Genomic DNA, 22,280 nt, shown 5'->3' with positions numbered 1-22,280 from the left:
AGCCTGTCCTCCAAGGATAGGCTTTCTTTAATTGAAGCATCCTAGATAGACGGCACATTTCCATAAGCATTCCATTGTCATTAAAGAAATACATAAGGTATACTTTGACATAGAAAGAAGGCCTGAAAGGAGTCCTTGCTATGAATAAAACCGAATTAAATCAAACGAAACAGCTGCCTACTAAAGAAGAAAGACATAAATTATTCGGGTCTGTCGATCCAGGTCCACGCACGAAACCCGTTGAAAAAGATCAGATGGCTGATCTTCAAAATTCAAGAAAAGATTTTCTATTCGATATTGATATGGTCGGTATTTCCAACGTGAAGCATCCGATCCGTATTCCAAGCAGCATGACCCCGCAGATTCAAACGACTATCGGTACCTTTTCCTTTGGTTCCTCGATTGCTAAAGGCAGTAAAGGAACGAATATGAGCCGGTTCACTGAACAGCTTGATAAATATCACAACGAAGGTTTTGCGATAGATATTGAAACATTGAAGCAGTTCACCGAAGAGCTGGCCGGACGCCTGAAACAGACGGACGCTGAAGTGGAAGTCACCTTCCCATGGTTCTTTGAGAGAAAAGGTCCTTATTCCGACCTGACAGGAATGAATCATGCCGATGCCACTATCCGGGTGGAGTACGATCAGGAAACCGGTCATGATGTTACTGTATCCCTGACTGGGAAAATTACGACGCTGTGCCCATGTTCGAAGGAAATCAGTGAGTACAGTGCGCACAATCAGCGCGGGAATGTGACGATGACGGTCAAACTGACAGACGACTTCAATGAACAGGAGATCGATTGGAAAGCCGCCCTTCTGGAAGCCGCTGAAAGCAATGCGAGTGCCAGAATCCACCCGGTGCTTAAACGTCCGGATGAGAAAATGGTCACAGAGCAGGCCTATGAGAATCCTCGATTTGTCGAAGATATCGTCCGACTTGTAGCCGCCGATCTGTATGAATATCCGTTTGTGGAATCCTTTGAAGTTCAGTGCCGGAATGAGGAATCGATTCACCTTCACGACGCAGTGGCTTCCTTGAGCTACGACAAGAAGCTGGAGCGTACACAGGAAGAACGATGAAACAGGTCATGATCGGCATTATCCGTTTTTATCAAAAGGGAATCAGCCCCTTTTTTCCACCGAGCTGCCGTTTTCAGCCTACCTGCTCCTCATACGGACTTGAGGCTTACAGCCGGTTTGGCTTTTTTAAAGGAACATGGCTGACAGTCCGGCGGATTTTAAAATGCCACCCTTTCCATCCAGGTGGATTCGACCCTGTACCGCTGAAAAAAAACCACGCAGACAAGTAAAGCGGAGACGGAACGTTTATCCTCTCCGCTTTACGGATATAGCAGGATATAGATGATTTTTAATGACAGGAGTTGAGCTGAGATATGAATTTAACTGTAACCGAAGAAGCTGCCGAATGGTACGTAAATGAACTCGATATTGATGAACAGGCCCATCTCCGTTTTTACGTCAGGTACGGTGGGACCGGGGGCCTTCAGCCTGGATTTTCCCTCGCAATTAAATTGGAGGAACCTACTGAACCGGTCGCCGAAACAAAAACTGGACGGATTCACTTCTTTATAGAATCAGATGATGCCTGGTATTTTGATGACCATTCCCTGGAAGTTCAATATGATACAAAATGGGAAGAACCTTCCTTCGAATATAAAAAATAAAGACGCCCTTGGGGGCGTCTTTATTTATGTCTCTTTTCTCCTGAGCGCGAAACGCTCAATATGATCCCATCTGCCTTCCGCTTTTAAAATCTCATACTGTTTATCTCCGAACAAATCAAAATGAGGATAAGGGTCGAGATGGATCCATCCTGGGTGAAGGTCGTAGCAGCTTCCCCATTCCTTTAAAACATCCAGATTACTGCATCCGGCTTTTGTCACGGTATCACAGCCTGGAAAACGATCATCGATCCAGAAATGTGTAAGAAAAGCGACTTCCCCATTCTGGACCTGACGTTTCCAAGCCTGCAGCTCTTCCCTTTTTACACCGAACGCCATCAGCCTGTCGTCTCCATTGCTGAAAGATAGGCTTCATGCCAGTCAGGAAAGCTTTTTCGGATAGACACCGGGCGGAAACTGCCGCTTTTTACAACTACGTGCTTGGTGACCCCGGTCACGGCTGTAGACCCGTCCGCGTGCACCACTTCATACCCGTAGGATACCCGGAGACCGTCATAGGACTCCACCCATGTGCGCACGCAGACATCATCTCCGTAGCGGACAGGTTTTTTAAAACTGACCTGTGCGTCAATAACCGGTGAAACGACTCCTTCTTTTTCAATTTCCGCATAGCTGAACCCCAGGCCGTCGATAAAAGCGGTCCGGCCGATTTCAAACCAAATCAAATAATTGGCATGATAGACGACCCCCATCATATCGGTTTCCTGATACCTGACCTGGATTGGTGTTTCAACGATTTTCATCACTAAGACTCCCTTCTCACTGCACTCCAGGCTTTTTCCAAGTCTGGCAGTTCAAGCTCATTCATATCCTCAGGCTCATCTTCAAGCATACGGATGGCCTGGTATTGGACGGCTTCATTTACTAGATTATTAACAAAACGTCCGTTTCCGCGAATATAGTGCCCGGCATATTTTTCGAGCAGGTACGACTCGGCCCATTCATTGAAAAAGTAGCCGTAATTCTGTGCATGGTAATGGGTCATATCCAACAGCTCCTGTTCTGTATAATCAGGAAACTGAAAGTATTTCTTGAATCGGGACGACAGCCCTGGATTACTTTCAACCAGCTGCTCCATCTCCTGCTTATACCCCGCTAAAATGACAACGAGGTTTTCATTATGCTTTGTCATTTCATCCACAAGTGTTTCAATGGCTTCTTTTCCGAAATCATCACGTCCCCCATTGTAAAGAGCATACGCTTCATCGATAAAAAGAACGCCGCCGAGCGCTTCCCTGATTTTTCGTTTTGTTTTGATGGCGGTCTGGCCCACATAGCCGGCTACAAGATCAGATCGGGAGGCGACAACCATGTGCCCCCTCTTCAGAAGACCGCATTCTTTCAATACATCGGCATAGATGGAGGCGACGGTTGTCTTCCCTGTTCCCGGGTTTCCTGAGAAAACGGAATGAAGCTGAATGGGTACAACCGGGTATCCTTTTTCTTTCCGCTTCTGCTGGGCCTGCACGAATGATGACAACTTCCGGACTTCGGTTTTAACACTTGAAAGACCGATCAATTCATCAAGCCTCTGCATAGGGGAACGCTCTTCCAGCTTATCGTCCTTATCCCACGATAAGTCTTCCGTCGTAATCCGCATATGATCAAGCCAGTGCTGTTTATCACGCTCTGCTTCCTGCGCTCCTTTGTGAAACACCGTTTTTAACACAAGGTTTTTTACTGTTCTGGCATTCCCGAATGAATCATCGACCCGTTCTTTATCGATCAGGGAGTCAAACTGCTTTCTTGCCTGTTCTGTAAAAAAGAAATCATTTTCAAGCGCCGTCTGTTCGGCTATATTCATGAGTTCATCCATCTGATAGTCCGGGAGTTCAATGTGATTCTGCTCGGGGAACCGGCTCCTTAGCCCTGGGTTGGACCATAAGAACTGACGCATTTCCTCTGGATATCCAGCCATGATGACCGCGAACTTCCCGCCGTATTCCTTGCTTGTCATGGCAGACACCAGGGTGTCTATGACGGCTTGTCCGTAATCATTGCCTGTCTGACCCTCCCTGCGCAGGCTGTAGGCTTCGTCAATGAACAATACACCACCGATGGCTTGTTTCACGTAGTTCATCGTGTTCTCTTCACTTTGACCGACATATGAACCGACCAGATGCGAACGGTTGACTTCAACAACCTCTTTCGTATCAAGAATACCAAGCTCATGGTAAATATTAGCCAGCAGTCGGGCCATCGTCGTTTTCCCTGTCCCCGGGTTACCTGTAATGATCATATGTAACCCTGGTTCATCCACCATGGTAAAGCCGAAATTTTTCCGTTCCTGCTGATACTGCAGGAAGCGGTAGTAGCGGTGGATGTAGTCTTTCACATCCTGCAGACCGACCATTTGATCCAGGGCTTCCAACGGATTACGGCTTGCTGTTTCCGTTAAAAACTCCGGCAGCCGCCGGTGGATGTCATCCTGTTTATCAGAAAGCTGCCTCGTCCGCTCATTCACTTCCTTGACCGGTACACGGATTCTCCGATTCTCAATGGAATGGATGGCTTCTTCAAGCATCTCCTTCAGCTCGACCAGCTCGTTATAAATATCCTGGTAAATCTTAAGACGACTGGAAACATCAAGCAGGGGCTTTTCTGCCAAGTCATGATTCCATTGATTGATGACTTCTTTCACATCTTCATGTATCGATTTTACTTTTTTAGCTTTTGCAGAGTCATGGTCCGTCTCGTGCAGGATCCACTGCTCCAAAGGTGTCTCCTTCAGTATGGCGTACGCCTTCATCAGCTGTTTTGACTCATAAAGGTCGGTAACCAGGGAGTGGGACCCTTCCAGCCGGCGGGCTTCATCAATAAACTGATCGGCCAGTGGGTCTTCCCCGGGATGTCTTTTCATCCTGTGATAAGCAAGGGCTGTATAAAGGACCGCTTTCAGTTCCTTATCCTCCGTCCCCTCATTCACATATCGAAGGGCCTCCACCTCTGTAATAGGAGGGGCCTGATCTATACTTTGCCATTGTCTCAACGTATTCAGCATCTACATCACTTCCTTTTCTATCACCGGTTTACATTTTATCATAGTCACCGGAACATGTAGATGAAGATGCACAGGATATGAAAAACCGCTTCTCTTTAAGGAGAAGCGGCCAGCTTTTAATATTGTTGATGTCTGGAATGAGCGGACTCTTCTTTGATTTCCTGCCTCATCGCACGGAGAGACTCGTTTCTCCGTTTGTTCTTGTCTTCAATGTTATGCTGTTCCTCTTCTGTAGCATACGCAAGAGCATCATGAGAAGCTTCGATATTTTCAATCGTGTTCTGTACTTTCTCCTGCAAACGGTCTACGTTATCGGCACGGTTATCTGGATTTGGTTTCTGATTGGCCATATGCTGTTGTTTATGAGACATACAAAACCCTCCTGTCTGCGTTCTATCGCCCCATCCTCATGGAGTCATCTCTTACTTTTCCCATAAAGGACTGAATTATGAACATGGAAAAAAAGAAAAGCAGATTCCGGTTTATGACGGAATCTGCTTTAAACGGTCCTTATGTCTTTTTTCTATACGATCATCAATCTGATCCATCAGCTTTTGATCAGATTCAATCGTCCTTATGTTTTCTTTTACACGCTCTTCAAAAGAAACAGGTTTATGTTTTCTCATGGAAATCTCTCCTTTACTGGTATGATTTCCACTTTGGACAAAAAATATTCCTATTTTAGCGCATTTTTCATTTTTTCCATATCCTCATAAGTCATGGGCCCTACGATTCTGGGCTCCTGGATAGTGCCGTCTGTCCCGATGAAATAGGTGGTCGGTATCGAAATGATCTGATAGTCCTGATTCAAGGATAATTCCTTGTCCAGCAGTACAGGGAAAGTATAGCCTCCGTCCTCTACGAACGCGGCAACATTCTCGACACTTTTTTCAGAACCTGTCCCATTCACAGCAAGGATAACGACTTCCTCTCCGTGTGCTTCCTGAAAACGCTGCATTTCAGGCATTTCTTCCCTGCACGGCGGACACCATGTCGCCCAGTAATTTAGAAACACTTTTTTCCCTTTGAAATCAGAGAGGCTGACCTTTTCCCCCTCAAGAGTTTCCAACGTAAAATCAGGGGCAGTATCTCCCACCTGCAGCCCTTCAGGAGCATTCGGGGCCGTCATCCCTGTACCGTCCTGACTGCCGCTGATTCCAGGCTCATCTGATGTCTGCTGCTCCGCGCTTTTTTCCTGTGTCACAGAAAAGATGCCGAAAATGAGAAGTCCGGCTAAAAAAAGACCAGCGATCCATTTCTGCATAGATTTCCCCCGCTTCTAGTTGTCCTTATTCTATGTATAAGAATATAAAAAAAGATTATGTCCGTAAAGCCTGGAATAAAGAAAAAGACCGCTCTAAAAGAGCGGTCTCTCTTTCCCATTATTTAAGCTTATTACGCAGAACCATTTGAAGGATTCCACCATGGCGGTAGTAATCCACTTCCACTTCACTGTCAAAACGGGCAATGACATCAAATTCTTTCTTATTGCCTTCTTCGTCCACAGCGGTCACTTTAACAAGGTCACGCGGCTTCACATCTTCACCGACTTCAACGTCGAACGTCTCCCGGCCTGTAAGACCAAGGGATTCTACAGAATCTTCCGGTTTGAACTGCAGTGGAAGAACTCCCATCATGACAAGGTTGGAACGGTGGATACGCTCAAAGCTCTCAGCGATTACCGTCTTAATGCCGAGAAGGTCGGTCCCTTTGGCCGCCCAGTCACGGGAGCTTCCCATACCATAATCATTACCGGCAATGACCATCAGAGGCGTTTGATCTTCCTGATACTTCATAGCTGCCGTGTAAATCGGCATGACTTCTTCTGTAGGCCAGTAAGTTGTAAAGCCACCTTCCGTACCCGGCGCAAGCTCGTTACGGATTCGGATGTTGGCGAACGTTCCGCGCATCATCACTTCATGGTTACCACGGCGGGAACCATAGGAGTTGAAGTTACGCGGGCTGACTCCTTTATCCTGCAGATACTCCCCTGCCGGCATATCTTTCGGAATCGCTCCTGCCGGTGAAATGTGGTCCGTCGTAACAGAGTCACCGAACTTACCAACAACGCGCATACCATTCAGCGGTTTTACTGTTTCAGGATCTTTGGAAAGCCCTTCAAAGAACGGCGGGTTCTGGATATATGTGGAATCATCGTTCCAATCATATAATGGCTCATCTGTCGTCTGGATTTCATTCCATTTTTCATTGGAATTGAAGACACTTTCATATTCTTTACGGAAAATTTCCGGAGTAACTACACGGGCGATTTCCGCTTTAATTTCTTCCTGGGAAGGCCAGATATCGTCAAAGTAGATATCTTTTCCATCCGCTGTTTTACCGATCGGCTCATTTTTCAGGTCGACATCAACCGTACCAGCCAGTGCATACGCAACAACAAGTGGTGGAGAAGCCAGGTAGTTGGCTTTCACAAGCGGGTGGATACGCCCTTCAAAGTTCCGGTTACCGGAAAGAACGGAGGACACGGTTAGGTCACTGTCAGCAATCGCTTTTTCAATCTCAGGAAGAAGCGGACCGGAGTTCCCGATACATGTCGTACAGCCGTACCCGACAAGGTTGAAGCCAAGCTGGTTCAAGTAATCCATTAATCCTGAATCTTCAAGATAGCGGGTTACAACCTTGGATCCGGGCGCCAGAGAAGTTTTGACGTAGTCAGGAACCTGCAGTCCGGCTTCCACCGCTTTTTTCGCAACAAGTCCGGCTCCAAGCATGACGTGCGGGTTGGAGGTGTTTGTACAGGACGTAATCGCTGCGATTGCAAGAGCACCTGTTTTCATGACCGTTTTGTCGCCGTTTTCGAACTGGACTTCCGCCTGTTTCTTAAATTCAGACTTATCAAGTCCGAATCCGTGGTTGCCGGCAGGTCCGGTGATTGCTTTTTCGAAGGAATCCTTCATCTTGGATAATGGGATCAAATCCTGTGGACGCTTAGGACCGGACAAGTTCGGCTCCAGCTCCCCGAGATCGATTTCAACCAATGACGTAAAGTCAGGATCTTCGAAAGATGGATCATACCAGAGGTTGTTACGCTTGGAATATTCTTCGACAAGGTTGATCTGCTCTTCGCTTCGTCCAGTCAGACGGAGATACTCCAAAGACTCTCCATCCACAGGGAAGAAGCCGCATGTAGCTCCATATTCCGGTGCCATGTTGGAAATCGTGGCACGATCAGCCAATGGCATTTCCTGTAGTCCTGGTCCAAAGAACTCCACAAACTTCCCGACAACGTTCTGCTCCCGAAGCACCTGAGTCACTTTCAACGCAAGGTCCGTAGCTGTTGTTCCCTGTGGGAAGCTGCCATTCAGCTTAACACCGATGACTTCCGGTGCAGGGAAATAGGACGGCTGACCGAGCATTCCAGCTTCAGCCTCAATTCCACCAACACCCCAGCCTAGAACACCAAGGCCGTTGATCATCGTCGTATGGGAGTCTGTACCTACAAGTGTATCCGGGTAAGCCTCGTACGTGCCGTCTTCTGCTTCCAGCGCGTGAACGACGTTTGCAATATATTCAAGGTTTACCTGGTGGACAATACCTGTTGCCGGTGGAACAGCACGGTAGTTGTCAAAAGCTTTCTGGGCCCAGTGAAGGAATTCATAACGTTCTTTGTTTCGTTCGAACTCCAGCTCCATATTCACATTCAGCGCATCAGGTGTTCCGTATTTATCCACCTGTACAGAGTGGTCGATGACAAGATCCACCGGTACTTCCGGGTTGATTTTGTCTGGACTTCCGCCCATGTCCACCATCGCTTTTCTCAAGGAAGCAAGATCAACAACAGCCGGTACGCCGGTGAAGTCCTGCAGAATAACACGGGAAGGTTTGAATGGTACATCTTCCCCTTTTGATTTTTCAGTTCCCCAGTTTGCTAGACTCTCCACGTGCTCATCTTTGATGACACGTCCGTCGTGCTGACGAAGCAGAGACTCCAGTAGGATACGGATGGAGAAAGGCAGACGGGAAATCTTACCGTGTCCCGCATCTTCTAAGGCTTTCAGGTCGTAATAGTTATAGGTTTGGCCGTTTAGGTCAAATTGTTTGCGAGCTTGAAATGCATTGCTAGCCATTTTCCTTTTACCCCCTCATCAATATTCAAACAATGGCCTTTACAGAGGCGTCATTGTTCCCCAAATTTGTACATTTGAACCCTTATGTATTACCCAGGTATCAAATCCGCACTATTAATTGTAAATGAAAACGATTTATAAGTAAAATGAATGACAGCAAATTTTTCTGAATTGGGAGTTTTTTATACAAAAATCAACATTCCATCTCTACTTGAGTTTGCTTACACTTCGAATTATAATAAAATTAACAAAGATTTGAATATGAAACGGGTGATCATATGTCAGGTGGTTTTGCACTCTTTATTGTCGGCTGGATAATCATTATGGTCAGCCTGATGGCCATCGGCGGATTTTTTATGTTTCGGAAATTTTTAAAACGACTCCCAAAAGAGGATGGAAAATCGACCATAGACTGGGAAGAATACTATGTGGACAAGACCCGGCATATGTGGTCGAAGGATCAGAAGGAGCTTTTGGAGGAATTGATATCTCCGGTTCCAGAACTGTTCAGGGATGTAGCACGCCAGAAAATCGCCGGCCGCATTGGTGAACTTGCCCTGAGCAGCCGCAAGAAAAAAATTACAGAAGAAATTCTCATTGAAGGCTACATTCTTGCCACACCGAAAAGGGACCATAAGTTTCTGGTCAGGAAGCTGAATGAAAAAGAAATCGATATGACCCCTTACCAGACGCTTCTGGAGAATTAAAAAAAGGACCCCGCTGCTCAGGCGGGGTCCTTTCCTGTCTGCATCTTCTTTTCCAGGCTTAAGTACTGTTTCAGCATGGCAAGACGCCAGGTAATAATCATGCCAAAAGCGAGCAGGAAAAACATGCCGCTCGTCTCTCCCAGAGAGACATGCTGGCCGACAATCAATTTAAAAATGATCCTTACAGCAAGAAGGCCGAACAAAATCATGATGAATGACTTTGAAGGTTTTAAGTAAATATCGCCATCCCGGACTTCAAACTTCGAGGTCCGGATAAGGAAGATTGAAAAAAGCGCTCCGATGGATACAGCCTCGAGAACTTGAGTCCACTCGACACGAAAAACCGGAAAAACAAACATCAAGGCGCCCGTACTCATAAAGAATGGCGGTAGAATAATTTTTTTCACACTGGCAGGCTTTCTGGCTGCTCTCAGACGCACAAAGATCATCGCCGTAGCCATGAAAGCTGCTGCCAACGTACTTGCAATCAACCAAAACATATAAATCCACTCTTTCTGTTCCATCCGGTCCGGATCAAGGATTGATGATCATCACGGTCACATCACCTTCAGCGAAAGCGTCCGTGATTTCGCAGGTGCTTACACACCTTCCTCTTCCCCACGGTCGTTCGCAATGGTGAGAATAATGGTCATCGTAACGCCGACGACAGCGAGATACACTCCAAGATCAAACAGCAGTGCCGTAGCAAGCTCGGTTTTACCCAGGACAGGAAGCTGGAAATAGGCAAAGGTCTGGGTTAGAAACGGCTGGTCAAATAAAAGACCACCGATACCCGTCAATGCTGCAATCAACAGCCCTACAGGAATAATATGCCTGAAATTGATCGGAAGAATCTTCTCCATCGATTTGATGCCATAGGCCATGTACATAAGCACGATGGCCGCTGATGTCATGAGGCCCCCAATAAAGCCTCCTCCCGGCGCATTGTGGCCGGCGAAAAACAAGTAGGCTGAAAAACCAAGCAGAATGAAGGCAATCAGTGTTGTAGTGGTTCGTAAAATGATGTCATTGGTCCGGGTCATACGATTTCTCCTTTAGTGATGTGGTTTTCTACTTTCATGATAATACAAAAAACAGGTAAAATCCACGCATTAAAACCCTTGAAAATCAAACAGACCTGCTAAATAGGACGTAAGCATGTACATCCAGTTGAAATACAGGGCAATCCCTACGGCAATCATAATGTACCCACCTGCTTTTACAATACCCGCGCTGTGCCTTCTGATCCATCCCAGACGTCCGATGAAAAAGGAAAGCGCAAAAAATGGAATGGAAAAACCCAGGGAATAGGCGATCATCATCACGAGAAATAAATCAGGTGAATCAGCAGCCAGGGAAAGGACAGCAGCAAGAATCGGTCCGGTACACGGAGTCCACCCGAGGGAAAACGTAAGGCCGATTAAGAACGTCCCTAAATACCCGGATGGTCTGTTTTTAAACGTTATTTTCCGGTCTTTCATTAAGAAGTCGAAATTGAATACACCAATAATGACAAACCCGAAGAAAATAATGAGAATGGCTCCCAGTCTCCGGATAATCGTTTCATTTTGGATAAGAAACTGGGAAAAGAACGACCCCGAAAAACCTAAGATCAGGAAAATTGTTGTGAAGCCCAGCAGAAAAAGCAGCGTATGTATAAAACTGGTCCGCTTCAACATGCCATTGTCCTCTTTTAACTCCTGCACACTCATTCCTGTTATGTAAGAAAGAAAGGCGGGATATAAAGGAAAGACACATGGGGAAATAAACGATAAAAAGCCTGCTCCAAAGGCAAGGAATAGATTAACATCCATAATTGACCTCCCCTTCCTGTTACATGATATGATCCGCTGTCTATTTTAGCAGATGAATCTTCTAAAAGGGCATGGCGATGTGAACATCTGTTGAACGCCCCCATAGAGAAAGCCTTCTTTCCCGGGAAAGAAGGCTTGATTGATTATTTCATTTGGTTGTTCATGGAACGCATCATCTGATTGATCTTCTTCTGAGAAGGCTTCTGCCCCATCTGCATCATCAGTGTACGTAACATTTGTTCATTGATTGGCGGGTTCTTTTTCAAATAGTTCATCATATATCTTCTGGCGATGAAGAAGCCTAGTGCAACACCACCGACAAGAGTCAATAGAGCAATGATGATAACCCAAACGATCCCCAATGTCATGTCTTCGTCTTCCTCCTTCGTGTTGTCTCCCATAACAGTATAGTAAAACGATTATCAGAATACAATAGCCATTTCAAACGCGGCCTGCTCTCCACCTCTGCAGCCTGCATAAACGACTCCATCGGTGAAGATACCCCTTACATGAGTATAGTACCCCATTTCCGTCCTCTGGAAGAAACAACATTCATTCATACTCTTATTATACCATAGGTCAAGCCATTTTCGAAAAGGTTCCAGACTTGTTCCTTATAAAACGGCTGGATGCTTCTATCATGAAAGTTTATCACATGAGATTCACATATGTATAAGGAAGGCTGTCCCTAAAGGAACAGCCTTCTCCACTTACTTCATAAGGTTTTCAGCATGTTTGACAACATTTTCAACCGTAAAGCCGTAGTTTTCAATGACTGTATTACCTGGAGCTGAGGCACCAAATGTATCGATACCGATGACAGATCCGTCAAGGCCTACATAGCGCTCCCAGCCGAAGGATGCTCCCATTTCAACAGCCAGGCGCTTGCGCACGCTGTTTGGAAGGACCTTTTCTTTATAGTCAGCGGACTGCTCATTAAAGCGGTCGAAGGAAGGTACACTCACGACGCGGACATCATAGCCTTTTGTCTTAAGTTCTTCCTGTGCTTTAACGATCAACTGAACCTCTGAACCAGAAGCAAGAAGAATGGCATCCGGCTCATCTTTATCTGAATCACTCAGAATGTAAGCACCACGCTTCATACCTTCGTATGCATGCTCTTCTGTTCCTTCCAGTGTAGGAAGTCCCTGACGAGTCAACACAAGGGCTGACGGCTTATCTTCGGACTCAAGAGCCAGTCTCCAAGCTGCGTTGGTTTCGTTCCCATCCGCCGGACGAAGCACGGAAAGGTTCGGCATAGCTCTTAGAGAAGCGAGCTGTTCCACAGGTTCGTGTGTCGGGCCGTCTTCACCAACAGCAACAGAATCGTGAGTGAACACGTAATTGACCGGAAGATTCATTAGAGCAGAAAGTCGAACTGCTGGACGAAGATAATCACTGAATACGAAGAATGTACCAGCGTAAACCTTCAATCCGCCGTGAAGACCCATACCATTCAACGCTGCAGCCATGGCGAATTCACGTACACCAAACCAGATGTTCCGGCCGGCGTAATTCTCACGGGAGAAATCTTCTTCGCCTTTTACAGCCGTTTTGTTGGATCCTGCAAGGTCCGCACTTCCACCAAAGAAATATGGAACGGCTTTGGACAATGCATTGATGGCGTCACCGGATGCTGCGCGGGTAGCAGGGCTGTCTTCGCCGACTTTGTAAGATGGAAGTTCCTTATCCCATCCTTCAGGCAGCTCTCCACGGATAGCGGCTTCCAGTTCTTCAGCAAGCTCTGGATAAGCTTCTTTATAGGATGCCATCAACTCGTTCCAGGACTGCTCTTTGTCTTCACCATTTTTCTGAACTTTATCCTGGAAGTCCTGGTATACTTCATCAGGTACATGGAATGGTTCGTGTTCCCATCCGTAAAACTGTTTGGCAGCTGTTCCTTCTTCTTCACCCAGTGGAGCACCGTGTGAATCAGATTTACCGGATTTGTTAGGAGAACCATAGCCGATCACGGTCTTCACTTCAATCATAGTCGGCTGGGATGTGTTGGCTTTTGCCTGCTGGATCGCTTGTCCGATCGTTTCCACGTCGGTACCATCCTCAACACGGATAACTTCCCATCCATACGCTTCATAGCGTTTTTCAACACTTTCACTGAAGGAACGGTCAAGATCTCCATCAAGAGAAATATCGTTGGAGTCATAAAGGACAACCAGCTTTCCAAGACCAAGGTGGCCGGCAAGCGAAGCAGATTCCTGGGAAACCCCTTCCATCAAATCACCGTCACCGCAGATGGAGAATGTATAGTGGTCCACGACGTTGTAGCCTTCGCGGTTGTATTTTCCGGCAAGGTGGGCTTCCGCCATCGCCATTCCGGTTGCCATAGCAAGTCCCTGTCCCAGAGGACCGGTTGTTGCTTCGACACCGTCTGTATGTCCATATTCCGGGTGTCCGGGAGTTTTAGAATCCCACTGGCGGAATGATTTTAGATCACCCATTGTCACGTTATAGCCGGAAAGGTGCAGAAGGCTGTATAGAAGCATAGATCCGTGTCCTGCGGAGAGGACGAAACGGTCGCGGTCGAACCAGTTTGAATTTTTAGGATTATGATCCATAAATTCCGTCCAGAGTTTATAAGCCATTGGAGCAGCCCCCATAGGCATACCCGGGTGACCGGAACTTGCTTTTTCTACTGCGTCGATCGTTAGTGTTCGAATTGTATCAATTGAAGTTTGTTCAAGACTTTTTACCATTTCCAATAATCCCCTTTCTGTACAGGTATATGTACCATGTATTATCCTATAATGAAACAAGGCGTTGTGCAAACTTTTGTCCTCCGCCCTTCCTTAATTTCCCCGTGATTCCGCTGAATTAAACGAAAAAAACCGCACCTTTTAAAGAAGATGCGGATCTGTTCAGTCATTTAGTTTTTCTTTTCGTTCTCCTGCATTTGACGCAGTTTCGCAGGAGTCACATCATTCCCGGCAGGATCGATGACCGTAACACCTTTCAACTGGTTTTTAAATGATTTACGGGCACTCTGCAAATATTCCTGACGCAGGTTCTTCTGTTCGCTTTTCTCTTCTTTCGTTAATTCCTGCTGCTTGGATTTATTGGCTAATTCGTTTATACGGTCCAATTTTTCTTGAGATAACATAGATCCTTCTCCTTTTTTTATAGTCTGGATCAGCTTTAGAACATGAAAAAGACAAGCAGCCCTAAGACTCTTGTCTCCCTTATGTTCCTATAGTAACCTGCCTATTCTTCTTTTTCAAGTGATATGTACTCTTGATAGCGACGGTGAACCGTTGCCTTGGATACATCATAGCCAAGCCCTCTTAGTGTTGCCGCAATGTCCTTAAACGTCAAGTCACTCCCTCTGAGCCTGACAACCTCTTCGATCGGAAATTCCTTCCTCTCTCTTCCCGCTGCCAGATGCTGATTGGACAGGTTTGAAGATGGATCATAGCCCTCGGAGACCGCTTTCTGCATGCCCCGCCTGATTTTCATATTATGAATTTTTCTCTGGTACTCCTCCACGATGCCTACAATCTGAAGAACCATGGAGTCTGACTCGGAAAGATGCAGTTCCCCGTTATGGGTTAAGGAATAAACCTTAACTTTCAACCGGTTCAATTGATGGAACAGAGCGATTTTTGTGTTTCCCCTGCCCAGCCTCGTCTCATCCTGAACCAACAGAGCCTCTGCTTCATGATTGGAAAAAGCATCAAGCATCTCAAAAACACCTTCCCGTTCAATCTCATACCCACTGGCCTGCTCCTCTATACAGGCCGCCACTTCCATTCCATGGTGTTCGGCCATGGCATACAGTTCTGCCTTCTGTCTTTTCAAGGAGCTGACCTGGGCTTCCTTTTCCGTACTTACGCGACAATATAGGATTACTCTCATGATGTATGTCCCCGCTTCTACTGGTTTTCAAGGTTTATCCGCTTGTAACCATAGAATAATAGAGAATAGCAAAACTAACAATAAACAAAACGATATAAGTGTAGTCCAGTTTTGATAGTTTATTAAACATAATTAACCCTCCATTTAAGAACGAACGTTCCTAAGAACCTCTGTTCGCGTTTTCTAATTCTCATTATAGACGAATGTATGTTCTTGTCAACGACTTTTTTCGAACGCTTGTTTGTATTTTTGAGGATGGCATGGTACAATGTGGTTACTATAATCCTATGTACGAGGTGCTAATCTATGAGCAAACTTTCAAAGCGGCAGCAGGAAATACTAGATTTCATAAAAGAACAGGTTCTACTAAAAGGGTATCCCCCATCTGTAAGGGAGATCGGTCAGTCTGTGGGGCTGGCCTCCAGTTCCACCGTCCACGGTCATTTATCCCGTCTTGAGAAAAAGGGATATATCCGCAGGGATCCGACGAAACCAAGGGCTATTGAAGTGATTGAGCTGGAAGAAGACCACAGTATCCCTCGCGGGGAAGCCACATATGCCCCTGTCATCGGTAAAGTTACGGCCGGTTCACCGATTACGGCAGTAGAGAACATTGAAGAATATGTTCCCCTCCCGGATACGCTTGCAGGATCGGAAGATAATACGTTCGTCCTTATCGTTCAGGGGGAAAGTATGATTGAGGCCGGCATTCTTGACGGGGACATGGTCATTGTCAGACAGCAGCAGACCGCCCAGAACGGAGATATAGTTGTAGCTATGACCGAAGAGGAAGAGGCTACTGTCAAACGATTCTTCAAGGAGAAAAATCATATCCGACTCCAGCCTGAAAATGCCACAATGGAACCGATCATTTTAAATGACGTATCCATTCTCGGCCGGGTTGTCGGCTTATATCGGACCGTTCATTAAAACACACGTAAAAACCGGCGGGAGGGTCCCCGCCGGTTTTTACGTGTGTTGAAAATAATTATCTTATAATTATGAAGCTCCCGCACGTTCTCCATTACCCCGCCGTTGAAAATCAGCTGAATAAATATTTTTCTTCAAAAACGTGCGGACATCCCTCTTTTGCAGGCAGTACGCAAGGATGGCATCAGGTTGATTTTGAATCACTCTAACAGAACGCTGCGACCAATGCCTGCCTTCGGACAAATAGATGATATCAATGACCTGCTTGTTTTTAACGGACTGCTTAAAAACCGTTTCCAATGGGTAATCCCTCCTGCGAACATTTGTTCTATTTCCTTTATTATAAGCAGGAATGGATGGAAAGTACACTGGAATGTTTTACAGTCGCTTTACTTAGCTAAATAATTTTTAATGTTTTGGGAAGTCTCATAACGTGTTTTTCCTGTCAAATCAATAAAGTTACTCCCTTTGAGCCCGTCTGTGCCACCGCCAGCTACAATGATCTGTTCTGCTACCTGACGTTTTTCCGCCACAGCTCTGAGCGCGATTAAAGCATTTTTCCGGATGACCAGTGCCTCAACGGCCGGGAAGTCTGCAAAAGAGTTTATAACAACTGCCAATTTCTCCATTTCCTCTTCTCCTTTGTTCAGGTTATCTAAAGCTATCTGCACTGCCGCTTTCGTTTTCGGCCCATAAAAACCGTCCACTTCCAAATTATTATCTTTTTGAAAGGCTTTAACAGCAGCTTCTGTGGCAGGTCCGAAACTGCCGTCGGCTCCGTAACCATTCATCGTATAACCAAGCTTCAATAAGTTCTCCTGCATCTCCTTCACTTCTGCGCCGGTATCTCCAAGAGAAAGATAATCGATTCCGCCCTTAAACGGAACTCCAAAGTATTCTAAGATGCCCCGGGCGTGCTCCTCTGCGACTTCTTTTTGAAAGCGTTCGTCAATCATCAATAAAGCTTCCCGCTTGTTATCCATATAGCCATTCTCTGTTAATACCGCCGGCATATCCGTTTCACGTAAAACGTGGAAGTTTGCTTCTTTAATCCCTCTGAAGTTTTGATCGGTGCCCTGGCGTAAGTATTTCGCAAGTGATGAGGCAAGTCGTCCGGCGGGCCGGTTCAAATATCCGGGGTAGACGTAAAGTTCGATTCCATTTGGATCTGCCCCTCCAAAGGACCCATCAAAAGCATTGTAGTGGACGGATACATAAATATCCGCATTGTTCTGATTGGCAGCTCTCGTCCTGTAGGATAATGGTGTGTCTTCATCTGTAGGTGCTACGAGAAGCACGCGGAATCCATGATCCAGAAGAATGTTCGATAAATACTGCACAACTTTACGATTGAATTCGTTCTCCTTAATTTGTCTGCCTATTTCCTGAATGTATGGCGTTCTTTTTCCCGGAGTTTCCATTCCATGTCCATCATCCAAAGCTACTGTACGTCCATTCCATTTTCCTGGTGGATTGATTAATCTTGCCATATACATCCCTCTCTCCACTCTTCCTTCCCGGAAAAGGGGTTTACTAGGACATTCTTCTATCATCCTATTCCAAATGTATGCTTGGATAAGAACGTTGGTGCCGGCCTTTCCTATAAAATGATGAATCATGTTAGATTTTCTCCCGGGCTTCGTGGTAATTCCAATGGCAGATACTGAGGAAAACATAAAAAGCCCCGACTTAGGTAAGTCAGGGCCTTCCATCTTTTTTATTTAATAGGTCTGCAGATATTGCTCGCGCTCCCATGGGTGAACCTGGGTACGGAACATATCCCATTCGATTTCCTTCGCTTCAATGAAATGCTCGAACAGGTGCTCTCCGAGAGCTTCCACCATGATCGGGTCTTCCTGAAGCTCTTCTAATGCATCATATAATGTTGCAGGAAGGTCTTTGACACCGTGAGCCTCACGTTCCTTCTTATCCATAACGTAGATGTTGCGGTCTACTGGTGCTGGAGCCTGAAGCCCATTTTCCACACCATCAAGACCCGCAGCAAGCAGAACAGCCATTGCCATGTAAGGGTTGGCAGCCGGATCCACACTTCTCACTTCAATACGTGTACTGATACCACGGGACGTCGGTACACGAACAAGCGGACTGCGGTTCTGGCCGGACCAGGCTACGTAGCATGGCGCTTCATATCCCGGCACAAGACGCTTATAGGAGTTTACAGTCGGGTTGGTAACCGCTGTAAAGTTCGTTGCGTGCTTTATGATACCGGCGGTGAACTGATAAGCCACATCGGAAAGCTGTTCCTTTCCACTTTCGTCAAAGAACGCATTGTTCCCATTCTTAAAGAGGGACATGTTGGCATGCATACCAGATCCGTTCACACCAAACAGAGGCTTCGGCATGAAGGTTGCATGCAGACCGTGCTGACGCGCGATCGTTTTGACAACAAGCTTGAACGTCTGGATATCATCACAGTGCTTCACAGCATCTGCATACTTAAAGTCAATTTCATGCTGCCCCGGGGCAACTTCGTGGTGGGAGGCTTCAATTTCAAAGCCCATCTCCTCAAGTTCCAGCACGATATCACGACGGCAGTTTTCCCCAAGATCGGTAGGAGCGAGGTCAAAATAACCGCCACGGTCATTCAGCTCCATGGATGGGTCGCCTTTTTCATCTAATTTAAACAAGAAGAATTCAGGTTCTGTACCGATATTAAAGGCAGAGAATCCGAGTTTCTCCATTTTCTTAATGTTGCGCTTCAAGTTGTAGCGCGGGCATCCTTCGAAAGGAGTTTCGTCCGGGTTGTAAATATCACAGATGAATCGGGCCACTTTCCCTTTTTCTGATGTCCATGGGAAAACGACAAACGTATCCAGGTCAGGTATCAGATACATATCCGACTCCTCGATACGAACGAATCCTTCAATGGAGGATCCGTCAAACATCATTTTTCCGTCCAGTGCTTTGTCGAGCTGGCTTAGTGGAATCTCCACATTTTTGATCGTGCCGAGCATATCCGTGAACTGCAGACGGATGAACTTGACATTTTCCTCATCGATTTTCTTAAATATTTCTTCTCTTGTTAAACCCATAGAAATACCCCTCTCCAACAAAAATTCATTAATGGAAGAATCTTGACATTTCTCCCTGCCTGATGGCTAGTTTTCCTTGTCTTCCCGCGGTGAATAGTTCCTGCTGCAGCATACGGCGGAGTTGTTTATCGGTCAATTCATTGTGAACTTCCTTCACACGGTCTCCATCATATGCCTCGTTCTCCTGCTGTTCGTCAAGCTTAAGAACTTTTTTGATTCCCGCCATATTCACTCCCTGGTCAATGAGGTCCTTGATTTCAAGCAGTCGATCGACATCATTGAAGGAAAAAATCCGGCGGTTCCCTTCAGACCTGGCAGGGTGAATCAGCTCGTGCTGTTCATAATAACGGATCTGCCTGGCTGTAAGGTCTGTTAACGATTGAACAATCCCCATCGGGAACAACGGCATAGAACGACGAATCTCATCACTCATCGATGTGCCTCCTCCCGTAAAGATGATACTTTTATTATACGTGACAGAGGGAAGATGTCAACATATGTGAGGAATGTTCACACTATATCCGCGCTATTTTTGTAAGGGCTTTAGTAGGCTCTGGAATCCACCTTTACCATTCCTTCATCGGCAAGACCCTGCACCGCTTTCATCACAGCTGTTTTCACATGAGCATACGTAAGTCCCCCCTGTACATAGGCGGTGTACGGAGGGCGTACAGGACCATCGGCCGTGAGCTCCAGGCTCGCGCCCTGTATAAAGGTCCCCGCAGCCATGATGACCTCATCCTCGTAACCAGGCATGGCACTCGGCTGTGGTGTTACATGGGAGTTCACCGGCGATGCCTGCTGAATGGCCTGGCAGAAGCGGATCATCTGATCTGCATTTTCAAAATTGACCGATTGGATCAAGTCCGTTCTCGGAGCATCGAAGGACGGATTCGTATCAAAGCCTAATTCACTTAAAAATCTGGATGTGAAGACGGCTCCTTTCAGTGCTTCTCCTACGACGTGAGGAGCGAGGAAAATCCCCTGGTACATTTCCTGCAGGCTGTTCAAACTGGCCCCGGTTTCCTTACCGAGCCCCGGAGCTGTCAGCCTGTAGCTGCACAATTCAATGAGATCTTTCTTCCCGGCTATATATCCGCCGATGCGGGCGATCCCTCCTCCGGGATTTTTAATCAGCGATCCCGCGATAAGGTCCGCTCCTGCCTCGAGCGGTTCTTTTGTTTCCACAAATTCGCCATAACAGTTATCCACAAAAATGATGACATCCTCTTTCAAGCTGCGAACAAACGAAATGATTTCCTCTATCTTCTTAATGGGGAAGGAAGGTCTGTTGTCATAGCCTTTAGAGCGCTGAATTGCGACAACCTTTGTCTTCTCCGATACAGCTTCCTTAATTTCCACTTTGGAAAAACCACCCGCATCATCCAGAGGAATGGACCGATACGTTACACCAAAATCTTTAAGGGAGCCTTTATCCTCTCCATCCTCTGCACCGATCACTTCTGTCAGGGTGTCATAAGGATGCCCGGATATGTAGAGAAGCTCATCTCCCGGGCGCAGCACGCCGAACAGTGCAGTCGTAATCGCGTGGGTGCCTGAAATAAGCTGAGGACGGACAAGGGCATCCTCCGCCTGGAAAATCTCGGCATACAAGGCTTCCAGGGTATCTCTGCCGAAATCATCGTACCCATATCCTGTTGTTGGATTGAAATGGGAATCACTGACCCGTAGTTTTTGAAAGGCATCAAGAACCTTGGATTGATTTTCCTCAACGATCCGGGCAATGTGTCTGTGTTGATCTGTAATTTGTGTTTCTACTTGTTCTTTCAAAGCTTGAATATTCATGCTGCACTCTCTTTCTATTAATAAATCTGATGTTTCAATGGATGGTCGGGATGGATATATCCGTGAAGGGCATACCCTTCCTCATCCTCATGGAACGTAAGCGACGTTATCATACTGTATGTTTTGAACTGCTGCAGACGTTTTCCTTGAGAAGCAGGGATGAAGACGTCATACTCGTCCCATTCTTCTTTAAGAACCTCCTCGAGTTTATGAAGGATCCGCTTCAAATCGATGGAATCATGGACACTCACAGTTATGGAAGGAAAAGAATCCGGAATGAAATCTTCGTTCAGAAGGTCCATCTTATTATAGACCGTAAGCATGGGAAGCTGCGAGGCACCCAGGTCCCCGAGCAGCTGCAGCACGATTTTCTCCTGTTGGATGTGATCCGGATGGGACGCATCCACCATGTGAATGATGAAATCCGCTTCCGTTACTTCTTCCAACGTGGAACGGAAGGCGGCAATCAGCGTTGTTGGAAGATCCTGAATGAAACCGACCGTATCCGATACGAGCGCCTGGAAACCCGAAGGCAGGCTCATCTGTCGTGTCAAAGGATCCAGCGTCGCAAACAAAAGGTCCTCCTCGAACGACCGGCTGTCTGTGACTCTATTAAAGAAGGTCGATTTTCCAGCGTTGGTGTATCCTACAATAGCCACCTGAAACGCCCGGTTTTCTTTTCTCCTCTTTCTATACTGCTCCCTCTGCTTCACAACAGCATCCAGCCGTCGTTTGATATCATCAATCCGGCGTTGGATGTGCCTTCTGTCTGTCTCGAGTTTTGTTTCACCAGGACCTCGGGTTCCAATTCCACCGCCAAGTCGGGACAGTGACGTCCCCTGCCCGGAAAGACGCGGAAGGAGGTACTGCAGCTGTGCGAGCTCTACCTGAAGCTTCCCTTCTTTCGTCCGTGCCCGGCCAGCAAAAATATCCAGAATCAATTGGCTGCGGTCAATGACCCTGACCTCAGTGATATCCTGAATATTACGAAGCTGTCCTGGAGAAAGCTCATCATTGAATATAATCAGTTCCGCTTCATTCTCTTCAGCTGCTTCCTTAATTTCCTGCAGCTTGCCTTCACCAAGATACGTGGCCGGATGAACTCGGTCACGCTTCTGCGTAATGATTCTGCATACTTCTCCCTCAGCAGTTTCTGTCAGGGATTGCAGTTCTTCCAACGAAGATTGGAAGCGCTCTTCCAGCTCCGCCGGATCTTTTCTTGCTACTAAAATGACGCGTTCATTTGCGCTCATCTAAACACCTTCTTTTCTACACCTGTATCATCCACCTTCATCATAACAGA

25 protein-coding genes are annotated in these 22,280 nt (G+C 46.5%); 5 read left to right on the top strand and 20 right to left on the bottom strand.

Annotation, left to right across the window (positions count from 1 at the left end):
• Window positions 1-140 precede the first annotated feature (140 nt).
• The 3 genes from folE2 (at window position 141) to H615_RS0106060 (ending at window position 1,690) form a co-directional block, all read left to right on the top strand.
• Window positions 141-1,085, top strand: coding sequence for a GTP cyclohydrolase FolE2 (gene folE2 / locus H615_RS0106070; protein WP_027954310.1), 945 nt, complete (start codon window positions 141-143; stop codon window positions 1,083-1,085).
• Window positions 1,082-1,315 carry a membrane protein insertion efficiency factor YidD gene (yidD, locus tag H615_RS0106065; protein ID WP_027954309.1) on the top strand — a complete coding sequence of 78 codons (234 nt, stop codon included), beginning with the start codon at window positions 1,082-1,084 and terminating at the stop codon, window positions 1,313-1,315. The genes folE2 and yidD overlap by 4 nt, the downstream gene beginning before the upstream one ends.
• Window positions 1,316-1,399: 84 nt before the next feature.
• Window positions 1,400-1,690, top strand: coding sequence for a HesB/YadR/YfhF family protein (locus tag H615_RS0106060; RefSeq protein WP_027954308.1), 291 nt, complete (start codon window positions 1,400-1,402; stop codon window positions 1,688-1,690).
• 24 nt (window positions 1,691-1,714) lie between these two features.
• Here H615_RS0106060 and H615_RS0106055 read toward each other — a convergent pair whose 3' ends face one another.
• The 7 genes from H615_RS0106055 to acnA form a co-directional block, all read right to left on the bottom strand.
• Window positions 1,715-2,026: a hypothetical protein gene (locus H615_RS0106055; protein WP_027954307.1), complete on the bottom strand. Its 312-nt coding sequence runs from the start codon at window positions 2,024-2,026 to the stop codon at window positions 1,715-1,717.
• Complete coding sequence (locus H615_RS0106050) at window positions 2,026-2,451, bottom strand: acyl-CoA thioesterase (RefSeq protein WP_027954306.1); 426 nt, start codon at window positions 2,449-2,451, stop codon at window positions 2,026-2,028. Before H615_RS0106050 ends, H615_RS0106055 begins: the two co-directional genes overlap by 1 nt.
• 2 nt (window positions 2,452-2,453) lie before the next feature.
• On the bottom strand, window positions 2,454-4,709 hold the full coding sequence (locus H615_RS0106045) for an AAA family ATPase (RefSeq protein WP_027954305.1): 2,256 nt from the start codon (window positions 4,707-4,709) through the stop codon (window positions 2,454-2,456).
• 116 nt (window positions 4,710-4,825) lie between these two features.
• Window positions 4,826-5,059: a small acid-soluble spore protein Tlp gene (gene tlp / locus H615_RS0106040; protein WP_027954304.1), complete on the bottom strand. Its 234-nt coding sequence runs from the start codon at window positions 5,057-5,059 to the stop codon at window positions 4,826-4,828.
• Window positions 5,060-5,191: 132 nt separating this feature from the next.
• The gene (locus tag H615_RS21995) at window positions 5,192-5,335 is read right to left on the bottom strand and encodes an FbpB family small basic protein (protein ID WP_084163013.1); all 144 of its coding nucleotides are present in this window, start codon (window positions 5,333-5,335) and stop codon (window positions 5,192-5,194) included.
• Between the two features lie 50 nt (window positions 5,336-5,385).
• On the bottom strand, window positions 5,386-5,973 hold the full coding sequence (locus tag H615_RS0106030) for a TlpA family protein disulfide reductase (protein WP_027954303.1): 588 nt from the start codon (window positions 5,971-5,973) through the stop codon (window positions 5,386-5,388).
• A gap of 118 nt (window positions 5,974-6,091) precedes the next feature.
• On the bottom strand, window positions 6,092-8,797 hold the full coding sequence (acnA, locus tag H615_RS0106025; RefSeq protein WP_027954302.1) for an aconitate hydratase AcnA: 2,706 nt from the start codon (window positions 8,795-8,797) through the stop codon (window positions 6,092-6,094).
• A gap of 278 nt (window positions 8,798-9,075) precedes the next feature.
• Between acnA and H615_RS0106020 the strand changes: the two genes are divergently transcribed.
• The gene (locus H615_RS0106020) at window positions 9,076-9,504 is read left to right on the top strand and encodes a DUF2621 domain-containing protein (RefSeq protein WP_027954301.1); all 429 of its coding nucleotides are present in this window, start codon (window positions 9,076-9,078) and stop codon (window positions 9,502-9,504) included.
• Between the two features lie 17 nt (window positions 9,505-9,521).
• Here H615_RS0106020 and H615_RS0106015 read toward each other — a convergent pair whose 3' ends face one another.
• The 7 genes from H615_RS0106015 to H615_RS0105985 form a co-directional block, all read right to left on the bottom strand.
• On the bottom strand, window positions 9,522-10,004 hold the full coding sequence (locus H615_RS0106015; protein WP_027954300.1) for a CcdC family protein: 483 nt from the start codon (window positions 10,002-10,004) through the stop codon (window positions 9,522-9,524).
• Between the two features lie 99 nt (window positions 10,005-10,103).
• A complete protein-coding gene (locus H615_RS0106010; RefSeq protein WP_027954299.1) occupies window positions 10,104-10,547 on the bottom strand; it encodes a Na(+)/H(+) antiporter subunit B in 444 nt (147 codons plus the stop codon).
• Between the two features lie 69 nt (window positions 10,548-10,616).
• Window positions 10,617-11,321, bottom strand: coding sequence for a cytochrome c biogenesis CcdA family protein (locus H615_RS0106005; RefSeq protein ID WP_027954298.1), 705 nt, complete (start codon window positions 11,319-11,321; stop codon window positions 10,617-10,619).
• Between the two features lie 140 nt (window positions 11,322-11,461).
• Window positions 11,462-11,686 carry a YneF family protein gene (locus H615_RS0106000; protein ID WP_008640348.1) on the bottom strand — a complete coding sequence of 75 codons (225 nt, stop codon included), beginning with the start codon at window positions 11,684-11,686 and terminating at the stop codon, window positions 11,462-11,464.
• Between the two features lie 342 nt (window positions 11,687-12,028).
• The gene (tkt, locus tag H615_RS0105995; RefSeq protein ID WP_027954297.1) at window positions 12,029-14,032 is read right to left on the bottom strand and encodes a transketolase; all 2,004 of its coding nucleotides are present in this window, start codon (window positions 14,030-14,032) and stop codon (window positions 12,029-12,031) included.
• 170 nt (window positions 14,033-14,202) lie between these two features.
• Entirely contained in the window at window positions 14,203-14,436 is a 234-nt protein-coding gene (locus H615_RS0105990; protein WP_027954296.1) for a DUF896 domain-containing protein, read from the bottom strand.
• 101 nt (window positions 14,437-14,537) lie between these two features.
• Window positions 14,538-15,188 (bottom strand): YneB family resolvase-like protein, encoded by a 651-nt coding sequence (locus H615_RS0105985; RefSeq protein ID WP_027954295.1) that lies wholly within the window; start codon window positions 15,186-15,188, stop codon window positions 14,538-14,540.
• Between the two features lie 306 nt (window positions 15,189-15,494).
• Here H615_RS0105985 and lexA point away from each other — a divergent pair, with 306 nt between their 5' ends.
• Window positions 15,495-16,118 (top strand): transcriptional repressor LexA, encoded by a 624-nt coding sequence (lexA, locus tag H615_RS0105980; protein ID WP_027954294.1) that lies wholly within the window; start codon window positions 15,495-15,497, stop codon window positions 16,116-16,118.
• Window positions 16,119-16,187: 69 nt separating this feature from the next.
• Here lexA and H615_RS20930 read toward each other — a convergent pair whose 3' ends face one another.
• The 6 genes from H615_RS20930 to hflX all read right to left on the bottom strand — a co-directional run bounded on the left by H615_RS20930 (window position 16,188) and on the right by hflX (window position 22,230).
• Window positions 16,188-16,418, bottom strand: a complete 231-nt coding sequence (locus H615_RS20930; RefSeq protein WP_051254600.1) for a hypothetical protein — start codon at window positions 16,416-16,418, stop codon at window positions 16,188-16,190.
• 89 nt (window positions 16,419-16,507) lie between these two features.
• On the bottom strand, window positions 16,508-17,608 hold the full coding sequence (locus H615_RS21785; RefSeq protein ID WP_084163065.1) for an N-acetylmuramoyl-L-alanine amidase: 1,101 nt from the start codon (window positions 17,606-17,608) through the stop codon (window positions 16,508-16,510).
• A gap of 231 nt (window positions 17,609-17,839) precedes the next feature.
• On the bottom strand, window positions 17,840-19,171 hold the full coding sequence (glnA, locus tag H615_RS0105965; RefSeq protein WP_027954293.1) for a type I glutamate--ammonia ligase: 1,332 nt from the start codon (window positions 19,169-19,171) through the stop codon (window positions 17,840-17,842).
• A 28-nt stretch (window positions 19,172-19,199) separates the two neighbouring features.
• On the bottom strand, window positions 19,200-19,604 hold the full coding sequence (locus H615_RS0105960) for a MerR family transcriptional regulator (RefSeq protein WP_027954292.1): 405 nt from the start codon (window positions 19,602-19,604) through the stop codon (window positions 19,200-19,202).
• Window positions 19,605-19,714: 110 nt separating this feature from the next.
• Window positions 19,715-20,977, bottom strand: a complete 1,263-nt coding sequence (locus tag H615_RS0105955) for a methionine gamma-lyase family protein (RefSeq protein ID WP_027954291.1) — start codon at window positions 20,975-20,977, stop codon at window positions 19,715-19,717.
• 17 nt (window positions 20,978-20,994) lie between these two features.
• Complete coding sequence (gene hflX / locus H615_RS0105950; protein ID WP_027954290.1) at window positions 20,995-22,230, bottom strand: GTPase HflX; 1,236 nt, start codon at window positions 22,228-22,230, stop codon at window positions 20,995-20,997.
• Window positions 22,231-22,280 lie beyond the last annotated feature (50 nt).

The sequence above is a fragment of the Halobacillus kuroshimensis DSM 18393 genome (assembly GCF_000425705.1).
Taxonomy (GTDB): domain Bacteria; phylum Bacillota; class Bacilli; order Bacillales; family Halobacillaceae; genus Halobacillus; species Halobacillus kuroshimensis.
Note: the sequence above shows the minus strand (reverse complement) of the source record. Positions and strands in the feature narration are given on the sequence as shown.

Coding starts and splice junctions, on each gene's coding strand:
- folE2 (WP_027954310.1), top strand. CDS start 141: ATGAATAAAACCGAATTAAATCAAACGAAACAGCTGCCTACTAAAGAA.
- yidD (WP_027954309.1), top strand. CDS start 1,082: ATGAAACAGGTCATGATCGGCATTATCCGTTTTTATCAAAAGGGAATC.
- H615_RS0106060 (WP_027954308.1), top strand. CDS start 1,400: ATGAATTTAACTGTAACCGAAGAAGCTGCCGAATGGTACGTAAATGAA.
- H615_RS0106055 (WP_027954307.1), bottom strand. CDS start 2,026: ATGGCGTTCGGTGTAAAAAGGGAAGAGCTGCAGGCTTGGAAACGTCAG.
- H615_RS0106050 (WP_027954306.1), bottom strand. CDS start 2,451: ATGAAAATCGTTGAAACACCAATCCAGGTCAGGTATCAGGAAACCGAT.
- H615_RS0106045 (WP_027954305.1), bottom strand. CDS start 4,709: ATGCTGAATACGTTGAGACAATGGCAAAGTATAGATCAGGCCCCTCCT.
- tlp (WP_027954304.1), bottom strand. CDS start 5,059: ATGGCCAATCAGAAACCAAATCCAGATAACCGTGCCGATAACGTAGAC.
- H615_RS21995 (WP_084163013.1), bottom strand. CDS start 5,335: ATGAGAAAACATAAACCTGTTTCTTTTGAAGAGCGTGTAAAAGAAAAC.
- H615_RS0106030 (WP_027954303.1), bottom strand. CDS start 5,973: ATGCAGAAATGGATCGCTGGTCTTTTTTTAGCCGGACTTCTCATTTTC.
- acnA (WP_027954302.1), bottom strand. CDS start 8,797: ATGGCTAGCAATGCATTTCAAGCTCGCAAACAATTTGACCTAAACGGC.
- H615_RS0106020 (WP_027954301.1), top strand. CDS start 9,076: ATGTCAGGTGGTTTTGCACTCTTTATTGTCGGCTGGATAATCATTATG.
- H615_RS0106015 (WP_027954300.1), bottom strand. CDS start 10,004: ATGTTTTGGTTGATTGCAAGTACGTTGGCAGCAGCTTTCATGGCTACG.
- H615_RS0106010 (WP_027954299.1), bottom strand. CDS start 10,547: ATGACCCGGACCAATGACATCATTTTACGAACCACTACAACACTGATT.
- H615_RS0106000 (WP_008640348.1), bottom strand. CDS start 11,686: ATGACATTGGGGATCGTTTGGGTTATCATCATTGCTCTATTGACTCTT.
- tkt (WP_027954297.1), bottom strand. CDS start 14,032: ATGGTAAAAAGTCTTGAACAAACTTCAATTGATACAATTCGAACACTA.
- H615_RS0105990 (WP_027954296.1), bottom strand. CDS start 14,436: ATGTTATCTCAAGAAAAATTGGACCGTATAAACGAATTAGCCAATAAA.
- H615_RS0105985 (WP_027954295.1), bottom strand. CDS start 15,188: ATGAGAGTAATCCTATATTGTCGCGTAAGTACGGAAAAGGAAGCCCAG.
- lexA (WP_027954294.1), top strand. CDS start 15,495: ATGAGCAAACTTTCAAAGCGGCAGCAGGAAATACTAGATTTCATAAAA.
- H615_RS21785 (WP_084163065.1), bottom strand. CDS start 17,608: ATGGCAAGATTAATCAATCCACCAGGAAAATGGAATGGACGTACAGTA.
- glnA (WP_027954293.1), bottom strand. CDS start 19,171: ATGGGTTTAACAAGAGAAGAAATATTTAAGAAAATCGATGAGGAAAAT.
- H615_RS0105960 (WP_027954292.1), bottom strand. CDS start 19,604: ATGAGTGATGAGATTCGTCGTTCTATGCCGTTGTTCCCGATGGGGATT.
- H615_RS0105955 (WP_027954291.1), bottom strand. CDS start 20,977: ATGAATATTCAAGCTTTGAAAGAACAAGTAGAAACACAAATTACAGAT.
- hflX (WP_027954290.1), bottom strand. CDS start 22,230: ATGAGCGCAAATGAACGCGTCATTTTAGTAGCAAGAAAAGATCCGGCG.